The following is a 20,047-nucleotide window of genomic DNA, read 5'->3' as shown; positions in this document are numbered from 1 at the left end:
ATTATGCATTCTCCTTTACATTAGAAACTTCTCCATCCCATATCTCAACAATCATGTTAGCGTCCTTTATAATACTAATATCATGTGTAATAACAATAACAAGTCTGTCCTTTGAATATTCCTTAAGTCTTTTCATGACAAGAAATGCATTCTCATGATCAAGACTAGCAGTAGGCTCATCAGCAAATAACACTTTAGGATCATTCATCATGGCTCTAGCAATTGCAACCCTTTGTCTCTGACCACCTGATAATTTAGCAGGTCTTTTATTTAACTCTTTTTCCTTTAATCCTATTTCTAATAAAAGTTTCTTAGCCTTCTTTTTACTTTCTGAAACCGAAGCATTTGTTGCTAATACTGCATTATCAACAGCAGTCATGTAAGGAACCAAGTAATGTCTCTGAAATACAAATCCAAATTCATCCCTTCTTAGGTGCTGTCTTTTATTATCATTAATATCTACAATAGACACTCCATTATAAAGAATATCACCTTCAGTTAACTTCTTTAATGTTGACATAGTATACATTAATGTTGACTTTCCGCTTCCCGAAGGACCAATTATTCCAACAAGACCTGTATCAGGTAATTTTAGATTTATCTTTTTCATGGCATAGACCATATCATCTTTATCCATGTCATATATCATTGTTGCATCCTTAAATTCAAACATATTCCACTCCTTATTCTATCTCATCAATTGTTGTAATCTTATTTAAATTAACAAATAATGGTATCTGGCATAACGCAAGCATTAATATATACATTGAAATAATTAACACTATAGCATCAACACTAAATAAGTCTATACTAATTCCCAGATTTTCCATCACGGTCCTATCCATATAATAGGCACATCCTATTCCACTAACTAGTCCAACTATTAAAGCTATTACAAATCCAATCAGTAACTCCTTAAACGCCATCACATATACTTCAATTTTAGAAAAACCTATTGAACTAATAAGGCACCATTCATTATGTCTATCCGATATGTGAAACGACAATACAACTATGATACACAAAGATAACACAATATTTGTTACTATCGTAAACACGTATTTAACGTTCTCAAGACTTCCTATTGCAGTATCCAAATCCTTTTCAGCCGAATCATAATCATAAGCGTATAAAACAGGAAATCCAAGTTTTTCTATATCTGACTTTACACTAACACGTTTATCTGTAAGGACTAATTCCCAACCATTATTTTCATCTTCCACGGCGTAGCCAAAACATGCATAATCATCAGTATCTGTATATCCTACAACCTCATATCCTTCAGCTAATTTATCTAATAAGTGATCACCCTGATTTTTAGCAATCTTCTTATCAACTACTATCTCTCCCCTTTTTTCAGGCATTCTCCCCTTTATAATTTTCAAATCAATATGATTCATATAAGTCTTTATATCATCAATACTCTCAAATAAATAAACCACATGTCCATAATTACCTGCGATACTCTGATAATTTACATATCCGTTTTTATACATAAGCACATCATCCACATGGTCTAATTTTTTTAACTTTTCCTTATCCTTAGCAAATTCCTTATATGCTTCCTCCCAGAATCGCCTATTATATTCCTTGTCACTCATCTTGCCATTACTCTGTTCTTTTTCTTTTTGTATTTTTTCATTGATTCTATCACCATAATTAATAGCAATCTCATTTAAATGATCATATTTATTCAGACAAACCTCATAAAACGGTTTACACGATGCATCAATGCAATAACACACCATATATATCATTACAGCAAATGCCGCCAAACTTAATATTAAACTTGCCATTCTTCTTTTATTATTCCTTACATATGGCCATGGGCTAAGCTTTGATTTTCCATTCTTCTTCATAATATTTTTAAAGATATTCTATCTTTAATACCTCCCTATATCATTAATTTTCACTCTTTATAATTTTTTTCACTCTTTATAATTACTTTAATTTGATTTTTAAATCAGTATAATTATTCTTAATACACTATAAATATATATTTTCTTATCCAAAAACAAAAGTGACTGCAGTCATATTTTTTTCATATGACCACAGTCACGTATTACGTACATGATTATCTTATTTTTTCTCTTAAAAAAATAACTAATTGAGTTCTATCATGAATATTCGCCTTATCATAAATACTTGAAACATAGTTTTTAACAGTACCTTCGGATATAAATAAAATTGATGCTATCTGACTATTAGTACATCCATCCGCTATAAGCTTGGCGATTTCAAGTTCCCTAGGTGTAAAATCCTTTATAATTTCATTCACATCCTCACTTTCATTACTACCTATGTGATTATTTCCTTCTTTAGTTTTATCAACACTAATGCTTTCATTCTTATCTGTTTCACTGTTATTTTTAAGTAAGCCAGTAAGTTTTTCCATAACCTTATTATCCAAAACACCATTACCAGATACTGCCTGGGTAATTGCATTTATAATAGCACTCTTACCCGAATCCTTAAGAATATAGCCATTAGCTCCATTCTTAAGTGCTGATGTAATATTACTTTCATCATAAAAAGTTGTAAGAACAACAATTTTAATATTATCATTAATCTTTTTAACTTCTTCTATAAGTTCTATTCCACCCATAACCGGCATGTTTAAATCAACTAGCATTACATCCACTTCTTCACTTCTAATAAAATCAAGAGCTTCCTTGCCATTATTCTTAAGACCTACCACCTTAAATCCATCTTCATTATTTAATATTATTTCAAGACTCTCTATAAGTAATGGTTCATCATCCACCAACAAAATTCTGATTTCCATATCTACCCCTCTATTCCTATTTCCATTTCAACATCGAATCCATCGTTAGAACTTACCTTCATGTTACCACCATGCTTTAGCAAATACTCTTCTATCTTTTTAAGACCAAATCCCTGACTCAACTTAAAACGCATATCATCCTCTTTTTCTATACCTTTTCCATTATCCTGAACTTTAACTTTAAGAAAATTATTATCTTTAACCATCACAATAACAAATACGTTAGCCTTTCCATGTTTTACGCCATTAGTAAGTAATTCTGCAATAGCACCACTTAAAAATGCAGCGTTTTCTATACTTATTTTACTATCATCACGGACCTGTTCAAAATTAGAAATAATATTTATGTTTGTATCCATTTTAAAGTTCTTAATAAGTTCCTCTAATGAATCAATATAATCACTCATAATTATGGTATCATCATCGGAGTCCATGGTTCTTACTACCTTTCTAATGGATTCTATTGCTTCATGTATTCTTTCATTTGCCTTACTAACTTTATCCTTTGTAGTACTAATATCAACATCATCACTATCCATTAATACTTCCACAGCATCTAGTGTAACTGCAGCTGCTGATAAGGTATGACCTACCTGATTATGAATATCCCTACTAATTCTATCTCTCTCTGATAATCTTATGTTTTCTAATTCCAAATTACGTTCTCTTGCAATCTTTTCACGTAGTGATTTTTCGTTCATAGCTTCAATAGCAAGTTTTTTCATTGCTTTTTCCATATTTACATTTAGATTAATATACTTACATTCACTATAATGTATAACATTAACCACCAAAACAACACATATTGAAATTAGTACAAATATCAATGACCATATTATTTTTAAATCATTTAAATAAAGTATTAGTATCATTGTGATACTATCTACTACACAGGTATAAACAATAAACCTTCTATTATCATCCATACCTAAAACCAGGCAACATACAACTGGAAAAGCAAATACAAAATAAATAGGATTAATATAAACCCATATCATTGCCATTGCTAGATATAGATATTTATAAATGCTTATTGCCTTACCATCATAAAAGTATATTATGTTTAATAAGCATAACAAAACAAGCCCCATAATTACAGTAATAGCATAGCTTGAATTTAAAACTCCTACTAATCCCATAATAATAATGGAGAACATGTTTATATACCAATTAACTTTTTTAAATAAACTCTCTACAGCATATTCTTCCATAATCTAACCACTTATATATAATTAAACCTTTCATTATATACATAATCAAGTCGTCTACAATACATATATATCTTCTAATTATATACTTTATCAAAATACATAAATAATGTCCATAGGCCTACACCTATGGACACTTAATTATCTTTATTTAACTTTTTTAAGTCCTGATTTCTTAAGTAACTTAATGTATTTTTTCCTAACTTTCTTAGGTGCTTTAACTTTAACCTTTTTCTTAACATCTAAGATTGCTTTCTTTTTAATCTTTTTAACAGCTTTTCCTTTAAAGATTATCTTTGTTAACTTTGGACAATGGAATGAATTCTTACCAATTGTTGCGATGTTCTTTCCAAAAGTAATCTTCTTAACATTATCATAAAATGTACCGCTATTATCACTAACCTTTGTTACTTTATATGTTTTACCATTATATTTTACTGTTGCAGGAATAACAATCGATTTAACCTTCTTATTCACAGTACTTGTAAATTCAACTGCTTTACCTGATATAACTCTATAATAGTTATTTTTATAAGCAAATACTTTTACTTGTGTTGTATTAGATGAGTTTGACGAACCATTGTTAGTATTTATTTTCGCTGGATCACCAGTAAACTTTTTAGAAGTTGCCTCGTTTCCAGGCTTTCCAAAATATACTGTACATGGTAAATCATAATAAAATCCACTTACTAATGCTACATTATTTCCAGCCTTGCCTTCCTCCCACTTATGAGCAAGATTCTTCTCATTAAATGTAGATGGAGCATAGATTTTATTAATTGTTATATTTCTTCTAATATCAAGATATCTAAGTTTAATACAATCACTTACATCAAGAGAAGTCATCTTTGATTCAAACATTATATATGCAGCATCAAGTGCGCTACAACCTGTAAAATCAACCTTTTCAAGATCAGTATTTTTCATTAACATAACAGATTTTAACTTGCTATCATTTGAAAAATCAACTGATGTAATCTGGGTATATTCCTTACCCATTATATCACCTAAAACAAATGTTTCTAGATTAGCCATATTACTAGCATTAATTGAAAAGCTTCCTATGTATTTTTGTATGTAAACTTCCTTAAGATTATTACACTTAGCAAGATCCATATTTGGAACATTGCAATGACTAATATGTAATTTTTCTAAATTTACAAATTTCTCAATATTCTTAAGTTCACAAACAGTTCCAGCTGACATCGTAATATTACCGTGTCCATCAGTTTCATCAACTATACTAATTTCCTTTATTGATGCCTGTTCATCTAAATCTAGATAACCACTATCATCCTTATCAAACTTTCTTAAGTAATCAATGTAAGCAGAGTTATCAAGTCCAAGTTCAGATTCAAAATCCCTATCAAAATACAATCTGTCTGATAAAGAATCTGCTTTTACCTCTTTTACATAATTTCCATTAAACGGACTAACCGTTACTGCCATGGCAAGCGTAGTTGCCAAAATCTTTTTGATTTTCATTAAAATCCTCCTTACTATTCTAGGTAAAACAAACCTAATATTTTATTATTTACTTCCCCATATCAATATGAATTCAAATATTTATCACATTTCTACAAAGTTATAAATACTCATTCATATATCTACATTTTCAAGCATAACATAAAAAATTTTCAAAAACAAGACCTCACATTTCTGTGAGGTCTTCATTAAAACAATATGTATTAATTATCACTATCATTAGAATCTTTCTTTTTGAAATAATCCAATATTGCATATACTATAAATGCACCAGATGCAAATATAAAGAATATTGCAATTATTGTAAATACGGTCTGATTATCGCCTGTGTCCGATGAAGTTAGAAGTTTAACTGACATAAATATTATATAACCAGCAACTAATACTCTTAATAATAATTTTGTAAACACATTATCCATAGCCATAATCCCACTCTCCAGTATTTTTATTTTTTGCGATAATTAAAGTTTTTAACAATTTATCACGATTTACCTGTCTTATGATTTGATACTACGTCGAATACAACGGCTACTAAAAGAACGCCACCTTTAACAACGTACTGCCACTGATCTGAAAGACCGTAGATTGACATACCCTGGTTAATAACACCGAGTAAGATAGCACCTACCATAACTCCAGGTATATTACCTGAACCACCGTAAGCAGAAGCACCACCGATGAAACATGAAGCGATAGCATCCATTTCGTATGAATTACCCATGTTACCATCAACAGAACCGATACGTGATGCAACCAAAAGTCCTGAGAAACCTGCAAGTACACTCATCCAGAAGTATGCCCAGAAGTATACTTTTCTTGGATCGATACCTGAAAGTTTTGTAGCTTTTTCATTACCACCAACAGCATAGAAGTAACGACCAAATACTGTTGAAGATGTAACGAAGTGGAATACTAATACCACTATAAGAATCCAAACTAACATTACAGGAATACCCTTATATTCATATAATTTGAATGAATATGCAAGAACTACTGCTGCAATTACAGCTGCCTTAACAATTTCTGATGTGCTATTAGAAGTATCATATCCTTTTTTCTTCTTGTTAGCAATACCAATAACTTTTGATAAAACAATAATAACTGCAACTATAACACCAACGATAAGCGCTGATACATATTCATGTTTCTTATCAATAGCACCAATCTTAATATATGATGCAAAGATATTTACAAACTTTTCATTCATAACTGCAATTGTCTTTGAGTTAAGTACTACTCTGGCAAATCCTCTAAATAAGAACATACCAGCAAGTGTACAAATAAATGGTGGAATGTGAATATAACCTATCAACCATCCTTGCCAAATACCAATTATAACAGCAACTACCATTGGAATTAAAATAGCAAGGAAAGGATTCATTCCCTTTTCCAAACTATTAGCTGCAAGTGCAGCTGATAAACAAAGTGTTGAACCTACTGAAAGGTCTACGTTACCACCAGTTAAAATACAGAGTAACATACCACATGCCATTACAAGTACGTATGCATTCTGAAGTAAAAGGTTGGAAATATTTTGTGCTTTAACTAATTTACCTTCTGTAAGGAATGTAAAGAATATAAACACAACTACCAACGCAATTATCATAGTATATTTTTTAATAAGCTTTTTTACATCAATTGAGCTTGTATTCATTAGTTCGCCTCCTTTAGATTACTATTATCATTATTATGAGTTAATATAGCCTTCATAATCTTTTCCTGTGTTGCTTCAGCAGCTTCAAATTCACCCACGATTTCACCTTCATCCATAACATAGATTCTATCACACATTCCAAGTAACTCTGGAAGTTCCGATGAAATCATGATAACTGACTTGCCTTGGGCAACCATTTCATTGATTATACAGTAAATTTCATACTTAGCACCAACATCGATACCTCTTGTTGGTTCATCAAGTATCAATACTTCAGGTTCAGCGAACATCCATTTTGATAAAAGAACCTTCTGCTGATTACCACCTGATAGATTTCCAACATCCTGTTCAACGCTAGGTGTTTTTGTTCTCATAGCTTCAGCATATTCAACTGCATATTTTTTCTCTAAAGCATAATCGATGATACCCTTATTAGATATCTTTTCCAATTTAGCCATTGTAGTATTTCTAGCAATTGTATCTGAAAGAACAAGACCATTGGTCTTTCTGTCTTCTGTTACATAAGCAAGACCATGATTAATAGCATCATGTTCATTCTTTAAGAAGACCTCTCTGCCATTTATAAATTCATGACCGGTTATATTACTTCCATAACTCTTTCCAAAAAGAGACATTGCAAGTTCTGTTCTACCAGCTCCCTGGAGTCCTGAAAAGCCTACAACTTCACCCTTGTGAACCTTAAAGTTTACACCCTTATCAACGCATTTTTCAGTGTAGATTGGATGATATACTGTCCAATCCTGTGCTTCAAATACAACTTCACTGCTAACATTATGTTCACGGCTTGGGAATCTGTTTGTAAGTTCACGACCTACCATACCCTGAATAATACGATCTTCATCAATATTATGTTCAGGATTATCAATTGTTTCAATTGTTGATCCATCACGGATTACTGTGATTCTGTCAGCACAATAAGCAACTTCGTTAAGTTTATGTGTAATGATGATAGATGTAAGTCCTTCTTCCTTGAATGCCAAAAGCATATCAAGAAGCATCTTACTATCTTCTTCATTAAGTGATGAAGTAGGTTCATCTAAAATTAATAGCTTAACATCTTTTGAAAGCGCTTTTGCAATTTCAACGAGCTGCTGTTTACCTGTACCTATATCTTTAATTAAAACTGAAGGACTCTCCTTCAAACCAACTCGCTTCATCTGTTTTGAAGCCTGTTTGTAGGTATCATCCCAGTTGATTTTTCCAAATCCATTACTTCGCTCATTACCCAGAAACATATTCTCTGCAATAGTAAGTTCAGGAATAAGCGCAAGTTCCTGGTGAATAATAACTATTCCCTTTTGTTCACTATCACGGATTGTACGAAATTCGCAATAATCTCCGTTAAAAAGAATGCTACCTGTGTACATACCAAAACGAATCGTACCCGATAAAACATTCATAAGTGTTGATTTACCTGCACCATTCTCCCCAACCAAGGCGTGAATTTCGCCTCTTTTTACCTTAAGATTTACATCATCTAATGCTTTTACTCCGGGATAAAGCTTGGTGATACCTTTCATCTCCAATATGTATTCTGTTGATTTCTCTGCCAAGTCATTACCTCCTTCTTTAAAAACGGGCAGGGGCATTAACGCCCCGCCCTAATTGTGTTTATATAGTTAATTAGTTCTTTGGATGAAGATATCCCTGATCATCCTTTGTATAATATCCTGTATCTACAAGTTCTTTGTCCATATTCTCTTTTGTAACAATTGTAGGTTCAAGTAAGTATGAAGGAACTTTCTTCTTACCGTTGTCATATGATTCTGTATCATATTTACATGTGAACTTCCAACCTGCATCGTCGATTAACTTAGCATCTGGCTTTTCACCCTTAAGAAGTTTCTCACCTAAGTCAAGTGTTGCAACTGCTTCGTTAGCAACTGCTTTGTAAACTGTCATAGTCTGTTTACCATCAACCATGTTCTTAAGGTTAGCTTCATCACCATCCTGACCTGTTACAATAATGTCAGCCTTGTTATCCTGATTGTAGTCTGTTTCAATAGCCTGAGCAACACCAAGTGCTGTTGAATCGTTAGAACAAAGAGCTACGTCAAGTTTATCACTTGAATAGTTAGAACCTAAAATGTTCTGGAAACGTGTCATAGCTGTTGCTGTATCCCATGCCTTTGTAGCAACCTGATCAAATGTGTTCTGACCTGACTTAATAACTAACTTACCACTATCAATGTATGGTTTAAGTGTATCAAAAGCACCATTGAAGAAGAAACCAGCATTGTTATCAGCAGGATCACCAGCTGTAAATTCAATATTGAATGGGCCAGCAGCATTATCAAGATCTAACTGATCTCTTACGAATTCACCCTGTAACTGACCTACTCTGTAGTTATCGAATGATACGTAGTAACTAACTGCTTCAGTATTTCTTATAAGACGATCGTATGAAATTACTGGAATATCTTCTTCTTTAGCATCATCTAATACCTTTGTAAGAGATTCACCATCGATAGCAGCGATTACCAATAAGTCTACATCATCAGCAATAAGACCTTCAATATCTTTTACCTGCTGATCAATCTTGTTATCTGAGAATTTAAGAGATACATCGTATCCTTTATCCTTAAACTGTTTCTCAAGATATGAACCATCTCTGTTCCATCTTTCAAGTGTCTTTGTAGGCATTGCGATACCTACTGTCTTTTTACCACTTTTCTTTCCGCCACCACATCCTGATACGAGTGAAGCAACCATTGCTGCACCGAGGAGTGATACGAGTAATTTCTTTTTCACCATTTTAAAAACCTCCGTATGTGTAAAAAATTAGTCTTAAAGATGTCCGCTCCAGACACCTCCCGTAACCTATGTACATATACTATCACAATATATCTAGTAATAGTTTGCAACTTTCTTCCAATTTTTATTATTTTTTTGTACATATTGCAAAAAGACTAGCACTATTTTGCCATAGTGCCAGTCTTTTTGCCATTTTGTGCTATTGTTTATAACAATATTGTACAATTAGTTTCCGTTTTTCCGCATTTATTCGGTAATATTTTCAGATATTTCCTCATCTAAATAACCATTAACATACACTTCATCCCTAGAATGAAACCCTGAGTAAATAATTACCTCTTCCATATTTTTCTTAGTTACTGGTATTGTTTCTAAGCAAACATATGGATAATCTATATCCCCATCTTTGTATCTTTCTGTTATTTTTACCTTTATACCTTTAGCAAATTTATATGCATATTCTGCAGCTGTTTCAGCAAGTTTCTCAACTTCTTTGTATACTGTCATAACCTGAATTCCTTCTACAATTCTCTGACAAGCATCCAAATCAGCATCCTGCCCTACAACTTTTATCTTTCCAACAAGTTTTAACTCTGATAATTTTGTAATAACAGTTGTCGCAATATTATCATTACCACACATTATTCCATCTATACTTTCTAGCATCTTTCTTTTTTCTTCATCTTCGTATAGATTTTTTATATAATCTGCAGCATCATCGGCATTCCAGTTTTCTGTATAATGTTTATCAACTATTTCAACGCCATTTTCTTTCATGACTTCTTTAAATCCTTCTTCAACCGTTGAAACATTATTATCTTCTTTAGGTCCAGCAATCATTAATACTTTTTTTCTTGGTAAGCCTTCATTACACAAAGCTCTTGCCATGGACTTTCCAACCTGTTTATTATCAAATGTTATATACAAATCTACTTCCGGATCCCTAATCAATCTATCATAAGCAATTATTTTAATATTTTCCTTTTTTGCTTTTTTAATAACACCTTTTAGTTTTTCTGAATCAATGCTGACAATAACCAAGACATCAACCTTTTTATCAATAAGATACTCTATATTATCGATCTGTCTCTCCACATTTCCATTTGCATTTTTTACTATAACATCAGCACTGCTGTCACAGTCTTTTATTTTTGAAACAAATACATCTCTATCTTTTTTCCACCTGTCAACGAGGAATGTATCAAAACTAAATCCTATTGTTATTTTATCTGCCTTATTCCTTCTAGCAGATTTATTATTTTTTACTTCATTGTTTTTTTGCAACCCAACCACAGCAATAATAACCAAAAGTAAAGCTGCGCATACTATATATATCTTCTTTTTCATTTTTTGTCCTCTTTTTTAGCCGCCATCATTTAATTAGCCTTTATACTCCGTTGGTGTAACACCAACATTCTTTTTAAACGATCTACTGAAATAATTTGGATTAGAATATCCAACTTCTAAGCATATTTCCTTCATGCTCATATCAGTATTTTCAAGTAATTCCTTTGCCTTCTCAATACGAATATTAGTCAAATATTCAATAAAGTTTTCTCCTGTTTCCTTTTTGAAAATCTTACTAAAGTAATACGGACTAATGTCAACCTCTCGTGATACATCATCTAAAGATATATCCTTTTTAAAGTTAGCATATATGTATTCTTTAGCCTTATCTATTATACCTGTAGATTGTGCTTCCTTTCTGAACATAACGTTCTGGCAAGCTTCAGAAATTTTATCAATAAACCAACTTCTAAGTTCATCATAATCCTTAACAGAATTAATGTATGGTAAATAATCTTCTCTAGATCTAAATCTATAAGTTTTACCACCCTTAGAATAACCTAGATGTTCAGCCCATATAACAAATTCCAATGTCTTAACCTTTATGTCAGAATCATAATCATTATAATTTTCAACCATCCAGTCAAAGAACTGACCAGCAGCATTAATCGCCATATTAAGGTCACCCCTTCTAACACCCTCAATAAGATTGTTCTCAGTGTCAATAGGATAATCTTCTTCATATCCACAACCAATAGCCAAATCGTCAGCGTGAATAACCGAATCAGATGACATAGTTAACCCGTCAACACCTTCATTATACGATGAAACCATCTTATCTAATGGTTTTATAGTACCTATGCCTGCTCTAAATTTAATATCAAACTCTCTATTAAGTCTTCTTACCATGAGTCTTGCGGTTTCAATTAAATTTATTCTTTCATTATATTCAAATTCTGTTTTCTCCGTAGGAACAAATACTGCGATTTTATTAGCCATAACAGGACCTACTATCCCTCCTGTATAACCTTTTACTATATCTCGCAAATCTCTTATATAGTTTTGTACTTTTACAGATGTACCAATTGCATTAGTCATTTGATTTCCCTGCTGATCATCACCAAATAAAAGAACAATCATGTATCCATATTTTTCATCAATCTCAAGCAACTTATTAAAACTTACAAGATCATCCTTGAAGAAATCCTGGAATAGCAAATTATAAATCAATCCGCTTTCAATAATAGGTACAACTGTTTCAAGTTTTTCCTTTGTTTCAAGTTCCATGGTTCGTTTTTCTCTGTCTCTATCAATGATTTCCATGGCCTTTTTAACCGTTTCAATAAACTGGTTTTTTTCAACTGGCTTATTTAAATAATCCATTACACCAAGATTGATTGCCTCTTTAGCATAATCAAATTTATCATATGCAGAAGCAACTATGAAAACTACTTGAGAATTTCTCTTTCTGATTTCTCTTATGGCATCAATACCATTAATACCAGGCATTCTAATATCCATAATAGCAATATCAGGTCTAAATCTTTCAGCAAGTTCTATAACACTTCTACCAGTTTTTCCCGATTCAATTATAACGTCATCACCAAATTCTTCCTCCAGCAAATACGTAAACGAATCTATTACTATTCCCTCATCATCTGCCAACATAATTCTATACATTTATTCATCCACCTTATCTTCACAAGGAATTCTTATAACAAATTCAGTTCCTTGATCTTTTCCATTACTATATATTTCAAACTTACTCTTCCCATTGAAATATAAATCAAGTCTTTCAATAACATTTCTAAGCCCCAAACCATTGCCTTTTTTATCTTCTTTCTTGACTTTTTCATATGCGGAATCTGTTTCTTTTATAACAGCATTTGCTTCATCTTCAATGTTTTCGCCTTTACCACTTAAAAGGTTATCTATTACACTTTGTTCAATTCCTACACCATTATCACCAATATTTATGCAAACATAACCATCTTCTTCATAAATTGAAAGATATATGTATTTCTCTCGTTCTATATCTCTAACACCGTGATTAATGCAGTTTTCAACAATAGGTTGTAATACCATACAAGGCAACTTAACATTTAAGTATTCTTCGTTCTCTATCTCTTTACAATAATTAATTTCTCCAGAGAAACGAACATTCAAAATAAAAATGTACGTATCTACTATTCTTAGTTCGTCAGCAAGCTTAACCTCATCACTTGCAGATATGTTATATCTATAAAAATCTGCAACATTCTGTATATATTCATAAGTTCTATCAGATTTTTCAAGCATAGCAAGCTGTGCACCTGCGTTTAACGTATTAAAAAGAAAATGCGGATTAATCTGAGCCTGTAAAACCTTTAAATGTGCTTCTTTAAGATTAGCTTCCATCATAAGTTCTTTCTCTACTAACTCGCGTTCTTTTTCCATACTGTCTTTTAATCTATCAAGATACATCGGAATGCTACTAACCATTTGATTAAATGCCTCCGTAACTACACCCACTTCATCCCTTGCATATACATTAACAACTCCAGTTTCATCAAGTTTACCTTCTGAAACTTTATCCGCTGCTCTAGCAAGTTCATGTAAAGGTCTTGTTATATTTCTTGTGATTAATAATACAACAAATACATCAAAAATCGCTAATATCATAAAAATCAACACACTCGAAATTTCTAGAAATCGAATGGCTGATGATAGTGCTTCATACGTAACTTCATTATCTCTAAAAAGCTGACCATTAAGACTAGTTATGTGAGCTCTAATATATCTATATGTTTTATCAGCCTCATCATAAACTCTTCTATAACTTTCAACTTTACTTTTCTGTCTTACACTTTCATCTTTAAGCTGCCTAGTCTTTTCTGTAATTGGAAGGTAATAATCAGATAACTCTTTAATATTTCTTTCCATTAAGAAAAACTTACTATCTGTAATATCTTCATTAAGTTGATCAACCAAATTCTGATAATCAATAACACTCTCTTCATGTTCTCTTTTCTTATCTATTCGTCTAGTATTTAAATACTCTGTAAGACTAAGTTGTACATTATTTAGCGCATCTTCAAGATTATTAAGTTTAACGTTACCTGCATAAATATCATCTATCTGTTTTGATAAACGATTAATATTGTAATACATGTAAATACTAACTAAAAACATGACAACCAACGTGCCTATAACCATAAAAGTAAATTTAACACGTATGGAAGCATCTTTAAACTTGCTACTTAGATTCTTCTTCAACTACGACTCCTTCCATATCAAATGTGGCTAAATTTTCTCTTGTAACGGTTTTTGTACCAACTGAGTAAATATCACTAACATTACCTGCTAAATATAATTCAGTCAGTGCCTCAACAGCATCATATCCTACTTCTTCAGTATCAATCAAAACTGTCGACATAATATTATTATAAGATATAGCTTCTTTAATCTCCGGTGTAATATAATATCCTAACACTTTTACTTTATCAGTGTTTGTTGAATTAACCACAGCCTGATACGCACATATTGTATTCTTTTCAGTCAAACACACTACAACATCAGGTAACTTAAATCCACTACCATCTTTTCCATTCTCAACATGAGGAATAAACATATCATTAATCTGTTCTTCTGCTAAGTATTCTACAATATTCTCAATTATTTTACTTTCTATCTTTATAATACTATCTTTTTGATCATCTTTAATTCTACTATTAATACCAGAAATTATAGCATCCTGGCTATTCATCTGTGTTTCATTAAAAATCACTCTTACATCGCAATTATTAAGTTTGTTTTCAGCCACATACTCACATAACTGCTTTCCATACTCTCTTCCTAGCTCATATTTATTTATACCGATATAACTCTTTCTATTCTCTTCATCCGCTATATCTTCACAAATTGTAACGATTGGTATATTTCTTTCGTTTGCTTCCTTTGCAAGTTCATTAACTTCTTCTGTATTATCACCCTCTAAAATAATACCATCAACACCCATGTTAATTGCCATCTTTAATAAGTCTTCAACACGATACTCTTCATCTAGATTACTTCCTAAAAGATCAACATAAGCATCATTCTCTTTTGCAGTTTTAAGAGCACTTTCATATATACTGTTTCTTATGTCTTCTTCCATGTTATTCGCTATCATAACATAATATTTATCATATGTATTAATCTTATCTTTACTTAAAAACTCTTCTGTTTTTCTAATTCTTTGTTTAAAAAATACAATACTACTAATAATAATAAGACCTAACGCCACACCAAATACAACTGTCATCCATACAAAAAGTTTGTCTCGCAGTACTCTTTTGTGTTTTTCATTATGCTTTTCCATATCTATTGTACTTTTATTATTATCCTGCTTATTCAACTTAACACCTCAAAGTTAGTTTGATTTATATTTTTATCGCATAAAAATCCACTTTAAATCCTATAATCAACCTCTTAAAATTATAGAATAACGCAAAAGTAGTGTCAAGACAAAGCCCATCAACATATCTACCAAAAAAAAGCCCATCTACTTATGCAAAATAGATAGGCTTTCTTGTTTAATTTATACACTTATAAGAAATAATATAATTATAACCTTAATTCTATTCATGATCTCCATCCTCTAACTTATATCCATATCCCCATACTGCTTTTATCTTCACTCTACTCTTTGCATCCTTTAATTTATGTCTAATTCTTCTTACTGTTTCATCTGTAACCCTTGATTCAATATCCTCAGAATCAATTCCCCAAACTTCATCTAACAGTTTATCTCTTGAGCAAGCTGTTCCTGCATCCTGCAACAAGCATTTAAGTAAAGAAAACTCAGTCATTGAAAATCCCAAATCTTTACCATTGCAGCATATAGTATGTTCCGCATCACTAAATTTCAAATCTCCAAATTCAATAACACTCTTATCATTATTATCCTTAACACCATTAGACATCTCTGCTCTTCTTAGTAACGCATTGATTCTAACTACTAAAAGTGCAGGTGAAAATGGCTTAATAAGATAATCATCCCCGCCAAGCATAAATCCTCTAATATAATCAACTTCACCTTCTTTAGCTGTAAGAATAATAACAGGAACGTTTGAAATCTCACGAATTTTTTTACAAATTGTAAGACCATCTGTACCTGGCATCATAATATCAAGGATTACAAGGTCTGGTTCCTTCTTACGAAATTCTTCATATAATTCATCACCTGTTGGAAATGTCTTTACTTCAAAACCTGCATTAAGTAAAAAACCTTCCATAACATCTCTTAAATCTTTTTCATCATCAGCTGCATATATTAATTTCTTCATACTATCCTCCAAACATACTTACTCAAATCACTTATACTCATTGGCAAATAATTCTTTCACTTTTATTATTTTACCACAATACAATAATATCATCAGCACATAAAAAAATAACCAAGTATTTGCTAGAAAAATGTAATAAAAATGTCAAAGCATATTTAGGCAAAATAAAAAGACGCTTAATGCGCCTTTTTATATCTCAATTTTTTATCCAAAAACATGTTTTATTTCATCATATTTAGCCGATGTCATAAGTGCTGTTTCATCAGTATTCTTAAACATAACATTATATGTCCATCTACCGTATACCTCTAACTTCTTAATTGCATCAACCCTAATAATATATGACTTATGGCTTCTGATAAATTTATCAGGATTTAACTTTTCCTCAAGAGCCGCAAGAGACTGCGTAGTTAAAAAGATTTCATCTGATGTAACTATTCTAGACATTCCATCAACTCGTTCAACCATAATGATGTCATTTGTATCAACAAGATTGATTTCTTCCTTACCCTTGATAATTAATTTATCATGCGCCGTCTCTGATTTTCCAGAAGACTCCTTAACATCCGACATGCTTTTAATTCTATCTAAAGTATTAGCTATACGTTCCATGTTAAATGGCTTAACCAAGTAATCAAAAGCATATATTTCAAATGCATTTGCCATGTACTCACTATGGGCCGTAGCAAATACTATTTTAACTTTTGGATCAACCTCTGTAATGGCTTTTGCACAATCAAGACCACTTTCTCCATTAAGATCCATATCCATAAAAACAACATCTGGACGTAATTTCATAAAATCACTGATAGCTGTTGCGAAGCTTTCACACGCAGATACCACCTTACAACCTTCATTCTTTTCTATCATCTTTTGAAGAATCTTACGAATCTGTTCCTCATCTTCCACTACCATTACATTAATCATGACTTATCCCTTCCAAGTTTTATTTTTCTTTTTTATTATCTACAAATTCCATAACACCATTTCCAATGTCATTCTTCATCTTTGTATCAGCCTGAACATTCTGGAGTTTATAATAATCAATTGCTCCCATGTTACCCGATGCTAAAGCCTGTGAAAGTGCCTTAGGTACTTCTGCTTCTGCTTTAACTACTTCCGCTTTAGCCTTAACTACTTCAGCCTTCATTTCCTGTTCAAGAGCAACAGCCATTGCTCTTCTTTCTTCTGCCTTAGCCTGAGCAATCTTTGTATTAGCTTCAGCCTGTAAACTCTGAAGATTAGCACCAATATTTCTTCCGATATCAATATCTGCAATATCAATTGAAATAATTTCATAAGCTGTACCAGAATCAAGACCTTTTTCAAGAACCACCTTAGAAATATCATCTGGATTTTCAAGAACGCTACTGTGAGTATTTGCTGAACCAACTGTTGTTACAATACCTTCACCAACTCTGGCAAGTACTGTTGATTCACCAGCACCACCAATTAACTGATTAATGTTTGTTCTAACTGTTACACGAGCCTTAACTAAAAGTTCAATACCATCTTTTGCAACTGCTGCAATCTGTGGTGTTTCAATAACCTTTGGTGTTACGCTCATCTTTACAGCTTCAAAAACATCACGTCCAGCAAGATCAATTGCTGAAGCCTGTTCAAATGATAAATTAATTCCTGCTCTTTCTGCAGCGATAAGTGCATTAACAACACTATCAACATTACCACCTGCAAGATAATGAGCTTCAAGTTCATTTATTTTAACTGATAAACCAGCTTTTGTAGCCTTAATCATAGGTCTAACAATACTCTCTGGTCTTACTCTACGAAGTTTCATACCAACAAGTGAGAAGATACCAATCTTAACTCCACTAGCTACTGCTGAAATCCACATTCCTACCGGAATTACTGATATAAATACTAATATGAAAAATACTATTAATGCCGCTATTATAATTGGTGCGCTAATATCCATTTACTTTTCCTCCTTTACCATTATCTTATTATTATCAATAGCTGTTATTATAAGTTTTGTATCTTTTTTGATGAAATAATTAGCTGAGAATATATCAAATGTTACTCCATCAAATTCGCCTTTTCCTGCAGGTCGTAAATCTGTAATTGCAACTCCCTGCTTACCAATTAAATATTCCATATCCTGCTCTTCAATAAAAACATTTTTACCTTTAAGATCAGTATCAAGTTTCATTGGTGATTTGAAATTTTTTGAACTAAAAACAATAATACTAATCACCAACATAACTGCAACAATTACAATTGCAATTATTCCAACTATTATTCTTTGCGATGTATCCTTACCTGTTAAGTATACACCCGCTGCTGTACAAATCGTTCCTGTTATTCCCGGAACACCAAAGCCAGGCATATAAAATTCTATGCCTATAAGAAGTATTCCTATTACGAGAACAACTATCCCTAAAATCTGAATTGCTTCCATCTTAATCTCCTTTTTTTAAATTTATTGTAAATACTGTTTTTTCATGATTTGATTCAAGATTAATAATTCCCTCATGCTCGTTAATGATCTGCGAAATTATCGCAAGTCCCATTCCATGTCCTTCTTCCTTCTTAGTTGAAAATCCTTTTTTAAAAATCTTTTCTCTTAATTCCTCTGGAATTTCAGGTCCATTATTTCCAACTTCAAAAAGATATTCCTCTCTGTTTTCATTAATATTAACCCAAATTTTCTTTTCATCTTTATTACTGTCATCTAATGCTTTCTCTGCATTATCAATCAAATTTGAAAGTACCTTACACATTTCCCAATCTTCTATTTTTATATCCTTCAAATCTGATTTAACTTCAATAACTAGTTCTATCCCCTTTGTTTCCGATTCAGATGATTTAGCTGCAAGTAATGCATTTATTGCAGGTTTTGAAGTTTTAATTGCTTTACCTGTTTTTAACATTTCCTTATAAATTTTATTAAGATATGAACTCATCTCTTCATATTCTTCAAGTTCCATTAATCCATATACAACCTGCATATGATTTAAATAATCATGTCTGTCCATTCGTAATTTGTCATTAAGCTTTCCAAGATTAACTATGGTATCTTCTAAAGTCTCATTTCTTTTTAATAGTTTCAAATGAACTTTAGCTAAAACAAATATGCAGCCTATCAATATAACAACTAAAATCAAACAAAGTATCAAGTAGAAATTATTATCCAAAATTCCCTCCTTATAAACTTCATAATCAAATCATACCATTTTTACTAATATAAGCAATTCATACTCTCTCAATTATACAAAAATTCAACTCAAATGTCATTTTGCATTTTCAAAAGGGGCTGTAAAAAAAATCCCCTAATAGAAAAACGGCTATGAGCTCGCGCTCATAGCCGTTTTTTGATATAATTAATTATGCTAAAAAATAAAAATATCAATGATAATTATACAGCACGTCAGCTAAAATTACCATTGGTTATCGAAAAATTAATTGATATTTCTGATCCGGTTTATACTTTTTGTGATGTAATGGATCACATTGACCTAACACCATACTTTGTAGAAGGGAAAGGCTACAAAACAGGTCGCCCAAGATGTGATGCAGAAAAGTTACT

18 protein-coding genes and 1 pseudogene are annotated in these 20,047 nt (G+C 31.9%); 1 reads left to right on the top strand and 18 read right to left on the bottom strand.

All coding sequences use genetic code 11. The features are described from left to right. Position 1 precedes the first annotated feature (1 nt). The 18 genes from B5D16_RS11390 to B5D16_RS11305 form a co-directional block, all read right to left on the bottom strand. Complete coding sequence (locus B5D16_RS11390; RefSeq protein ID WP_078767113.1) at positions 2 to 673, bottom strand: ABC transporter ATP-binding protein; 672 nt, start codon at positions 671 to 673, stop codon at positions 2 to 4. 10 nt (positions 674 to 683) lie between these two features. Next, entirely contained in the window at positions 684 to 1,859 is a 1,176-nt protein-coding gene (locus tag B5D16_RS11385) for an FtsX-like permease family protein (RefSeq protein ID WP_078767112.1), read from the bottom strand. A 215-nt stretch (positions 1,860 to 2,074) separates the two neighbouring features. Then, the gene (locus B5D16_RS11380; RefSeq protein WP_078767111.1) at positions 2,075 to 2,785 is read right to left on the bottom strand and encodes a response regulator transcription factor; all 711 of its coding nucleotides are present in this window, start codon (positions 2,783 to 2,785) and stop codon (positions 2,075 to 2,077) included. A 2-nt stretch (positions 2,786 to 2,787) separates the two neighbouring features. After that, complete coding sequence (locus B5D16_RS11375) at positions 2,788 to 3,924, bottom strand: sensor histidine kinase (RefSeq protein WP_159444377.1); 1,137 nt, start codon at positions 3,922 to 3,924, stop codon at positions 2,788 to 2,790. A gap of 216 nt (positions 3,925 to 4,140) precedes the next feature. Then, entirely contained in the window at positions 4,141 to 5,478 is a 1,338-nt protein-coding gene (locus B5D16_RS11370; RefSeq protein ID WP_078767109.1) for a leucine-rich repeat protein, read from the bottom strand. A gap of 203 nt (positions 5,479 to 5,681) precedes the next feature. Next, complete coding sequence (locus B5D16_RS11365) at positions 5,682 to 5,903, bottom strand: hypothetical protein (protein WP_078767108.1); 222 nt, start codon at positions 5,901 to 5,903, stop codon at positions 5,682 to 5,684. A gap of 56 nt (positions 5,904 to 5,959) precedes the next feature. Then, a complete protein-coding gene (locus B5D16_RS11360; RefSeq protein ID WP_341465216.1) occupies positions 5,960 to 7,132 on the bottom strand; it encodes a sugar ABC transporter permease in 1,173 nt (390 codons plus the stop codon). Then, the gene (locus B5D16_RS11355) at positions 7,132 to 8,673 is read right to left on the bottom strand and encodes a sugar ABC transporter ATP-binding protein (RefSeq protein WP_078767131.1); all 1,542 of its coding nucleotides are present in this window, start codon (positions 8,671 to 8,673) and stop codon (positions 7,132 to 7,134) included. Before B5D16_RS11355 ends, B5D16_RS11360 begins: the two co-directional genes overlap by 1 nt. A gap of 103 nt (positions 8,674 to 8,776) precedes the next feature. Next, positions 8,777 to 9,907: a substrate-binding domain-containing protein gene (locus tag B5D16_RS11350; protein WP_341465215.1), complete on the bottom strand. Its 1,131-nt coding sequence runs from the start codon at positions 9,905 to 9,907 to the stop codon at positions 8,777 to 8,779. A gap of 246 nt (positions 9,908 to 10,153) precedes the next feature. Beyond that, complete coding sequence (locus B5D16_RS11345; protein WP_078767107.1) at positions 10,154 to 11,254, bottom strand: sugar ABC transporter substrate-binding protein; 1,101 nt, start codon at positions 11,252 to 11,254, stop codon at positions 10,154 to 10,156. A 33-nt stretch (positions 11,255 to 11,287) separates the two neighbouring features. Next, positions 11,288 to 12,874, bottom strand: coding sequence for a response regulator transcription factor (locus tag B5D16_RS11340; protein ID WP_078767106.1), 1,587 nt, complete (start codon positions 12,872 to 12,874; stop codon positions 11,288 to 11,290). Next, complete coding sequence (locus B5D16_RS11335; protein ID WP_078767105.1) at positions 12,875 to 14,449, bottom strand: sensor histidine kinase; 1,575 nt, start codon at positions 14,447 to 14,449, stop codon at positions 12,875 to 12,877. Beyond that, positions 14,430 to 15,569: a substrate-binding domain-containing protein gene (locus B5D16_RS11330; protein ID WP_078767104.1), complete on the bottom strand. Its 1,140-nt coding sequence runs from the start codon at positions 15,567 to 15,569 to the stop codon at positions 14,430 to 14,432. The genes B5D16_RS11335 and B5D16_RS11330 overlap by 20 nt, the downstream gene beginning before the upstream one ends. A gap of 223 nt (positions 15,570 to 15,792) precedes the next feature. Next, the gene (locus tag B5D16_RS11325) at positions 15,793 to 16,500 is read right to left on the bottom strand and encodes a response regulator transcription factor (protein ID WP_078767103.1); all 708 of its coding nucleotides are present in this window, start codon (positions 16,498 to 16,500) and stop codon (positions 15,793 to 15,795) included. A 204-nt stretch (positions 16,501 to 16,704) separates the two neighbouring features. Continuing rightward, positions 16,705 to 17,427: a LytR/AlgR family response regulator transcription factor gene (locus B5D16_RS11320; protein WP_078767102.1), complete on the bottom strand. Its 723-nt coding sequence runs from the start codon at positions 17,425 to 17,427 to the stop codon at positions 16,705 to 16,707. Positions 17,428 to 17,446: 19 nt separating this feature from the next. Then, on the bottom strand, positions 17,447 to 18,436 hold the full coding sequence (floA, locus tag B5D16_RS11315) for a flotillin-like protein FloA (RefSeq protein ID WP_078767101.1): 990 nt from the start codon (positions 18,434 to 18,436) through the stop codon (positions 17,447 to 17,449). Beyond that, positions 18,437 to 18,919 carry an NfeD family protein gene (locus B5D16_RS11310; protein WP_078767100.1) on the bottom strand — a complete coding sequence of 161 codons (483 nt, stop codon included), beginning with the start codon at positions 18,917 to 18,919 and terminating at the stop codon, positions 18,437 to 18,439. A gap of 1 nt (position 18,920) precedes the next feature. Then, on the bottom strand, positions 18,921 to 19,655 hold the full coding sequence (locus B5D16_RS11305) for a sensor histidine kinase (protein WP_078767099.1): 735 nt from the start codon (positions 19,653 to 19,655) through the stop codon (positions 18,921 to 18,923). Between the two features lie 192 nt (positions 19,656 to 19,847). Between B5D16_RS11305 and B5D16_RS11300 the strand changes: the two are divergent. After that, a pseudogene (locus B5D16_RS11300) lies at positions 19,848 to 20,047 on the top strand (hypothetical protein); the annotation flags it as partial.

Source organism: Eubacterium uniforme (genome assembly GCF_900167115.1).
Classification (GTDB): Bacteria; Bacillota; Clostridia; order Lachnospirales; family Lachnospiraceae; genus Eubacterium_S; species Eubacterium_S uniforme.
The sequence above is the reverse complement of the archived record's forward strand: the minus strand, read 5'-3'. Positions and strand labels throughout refer to the sequence as shown.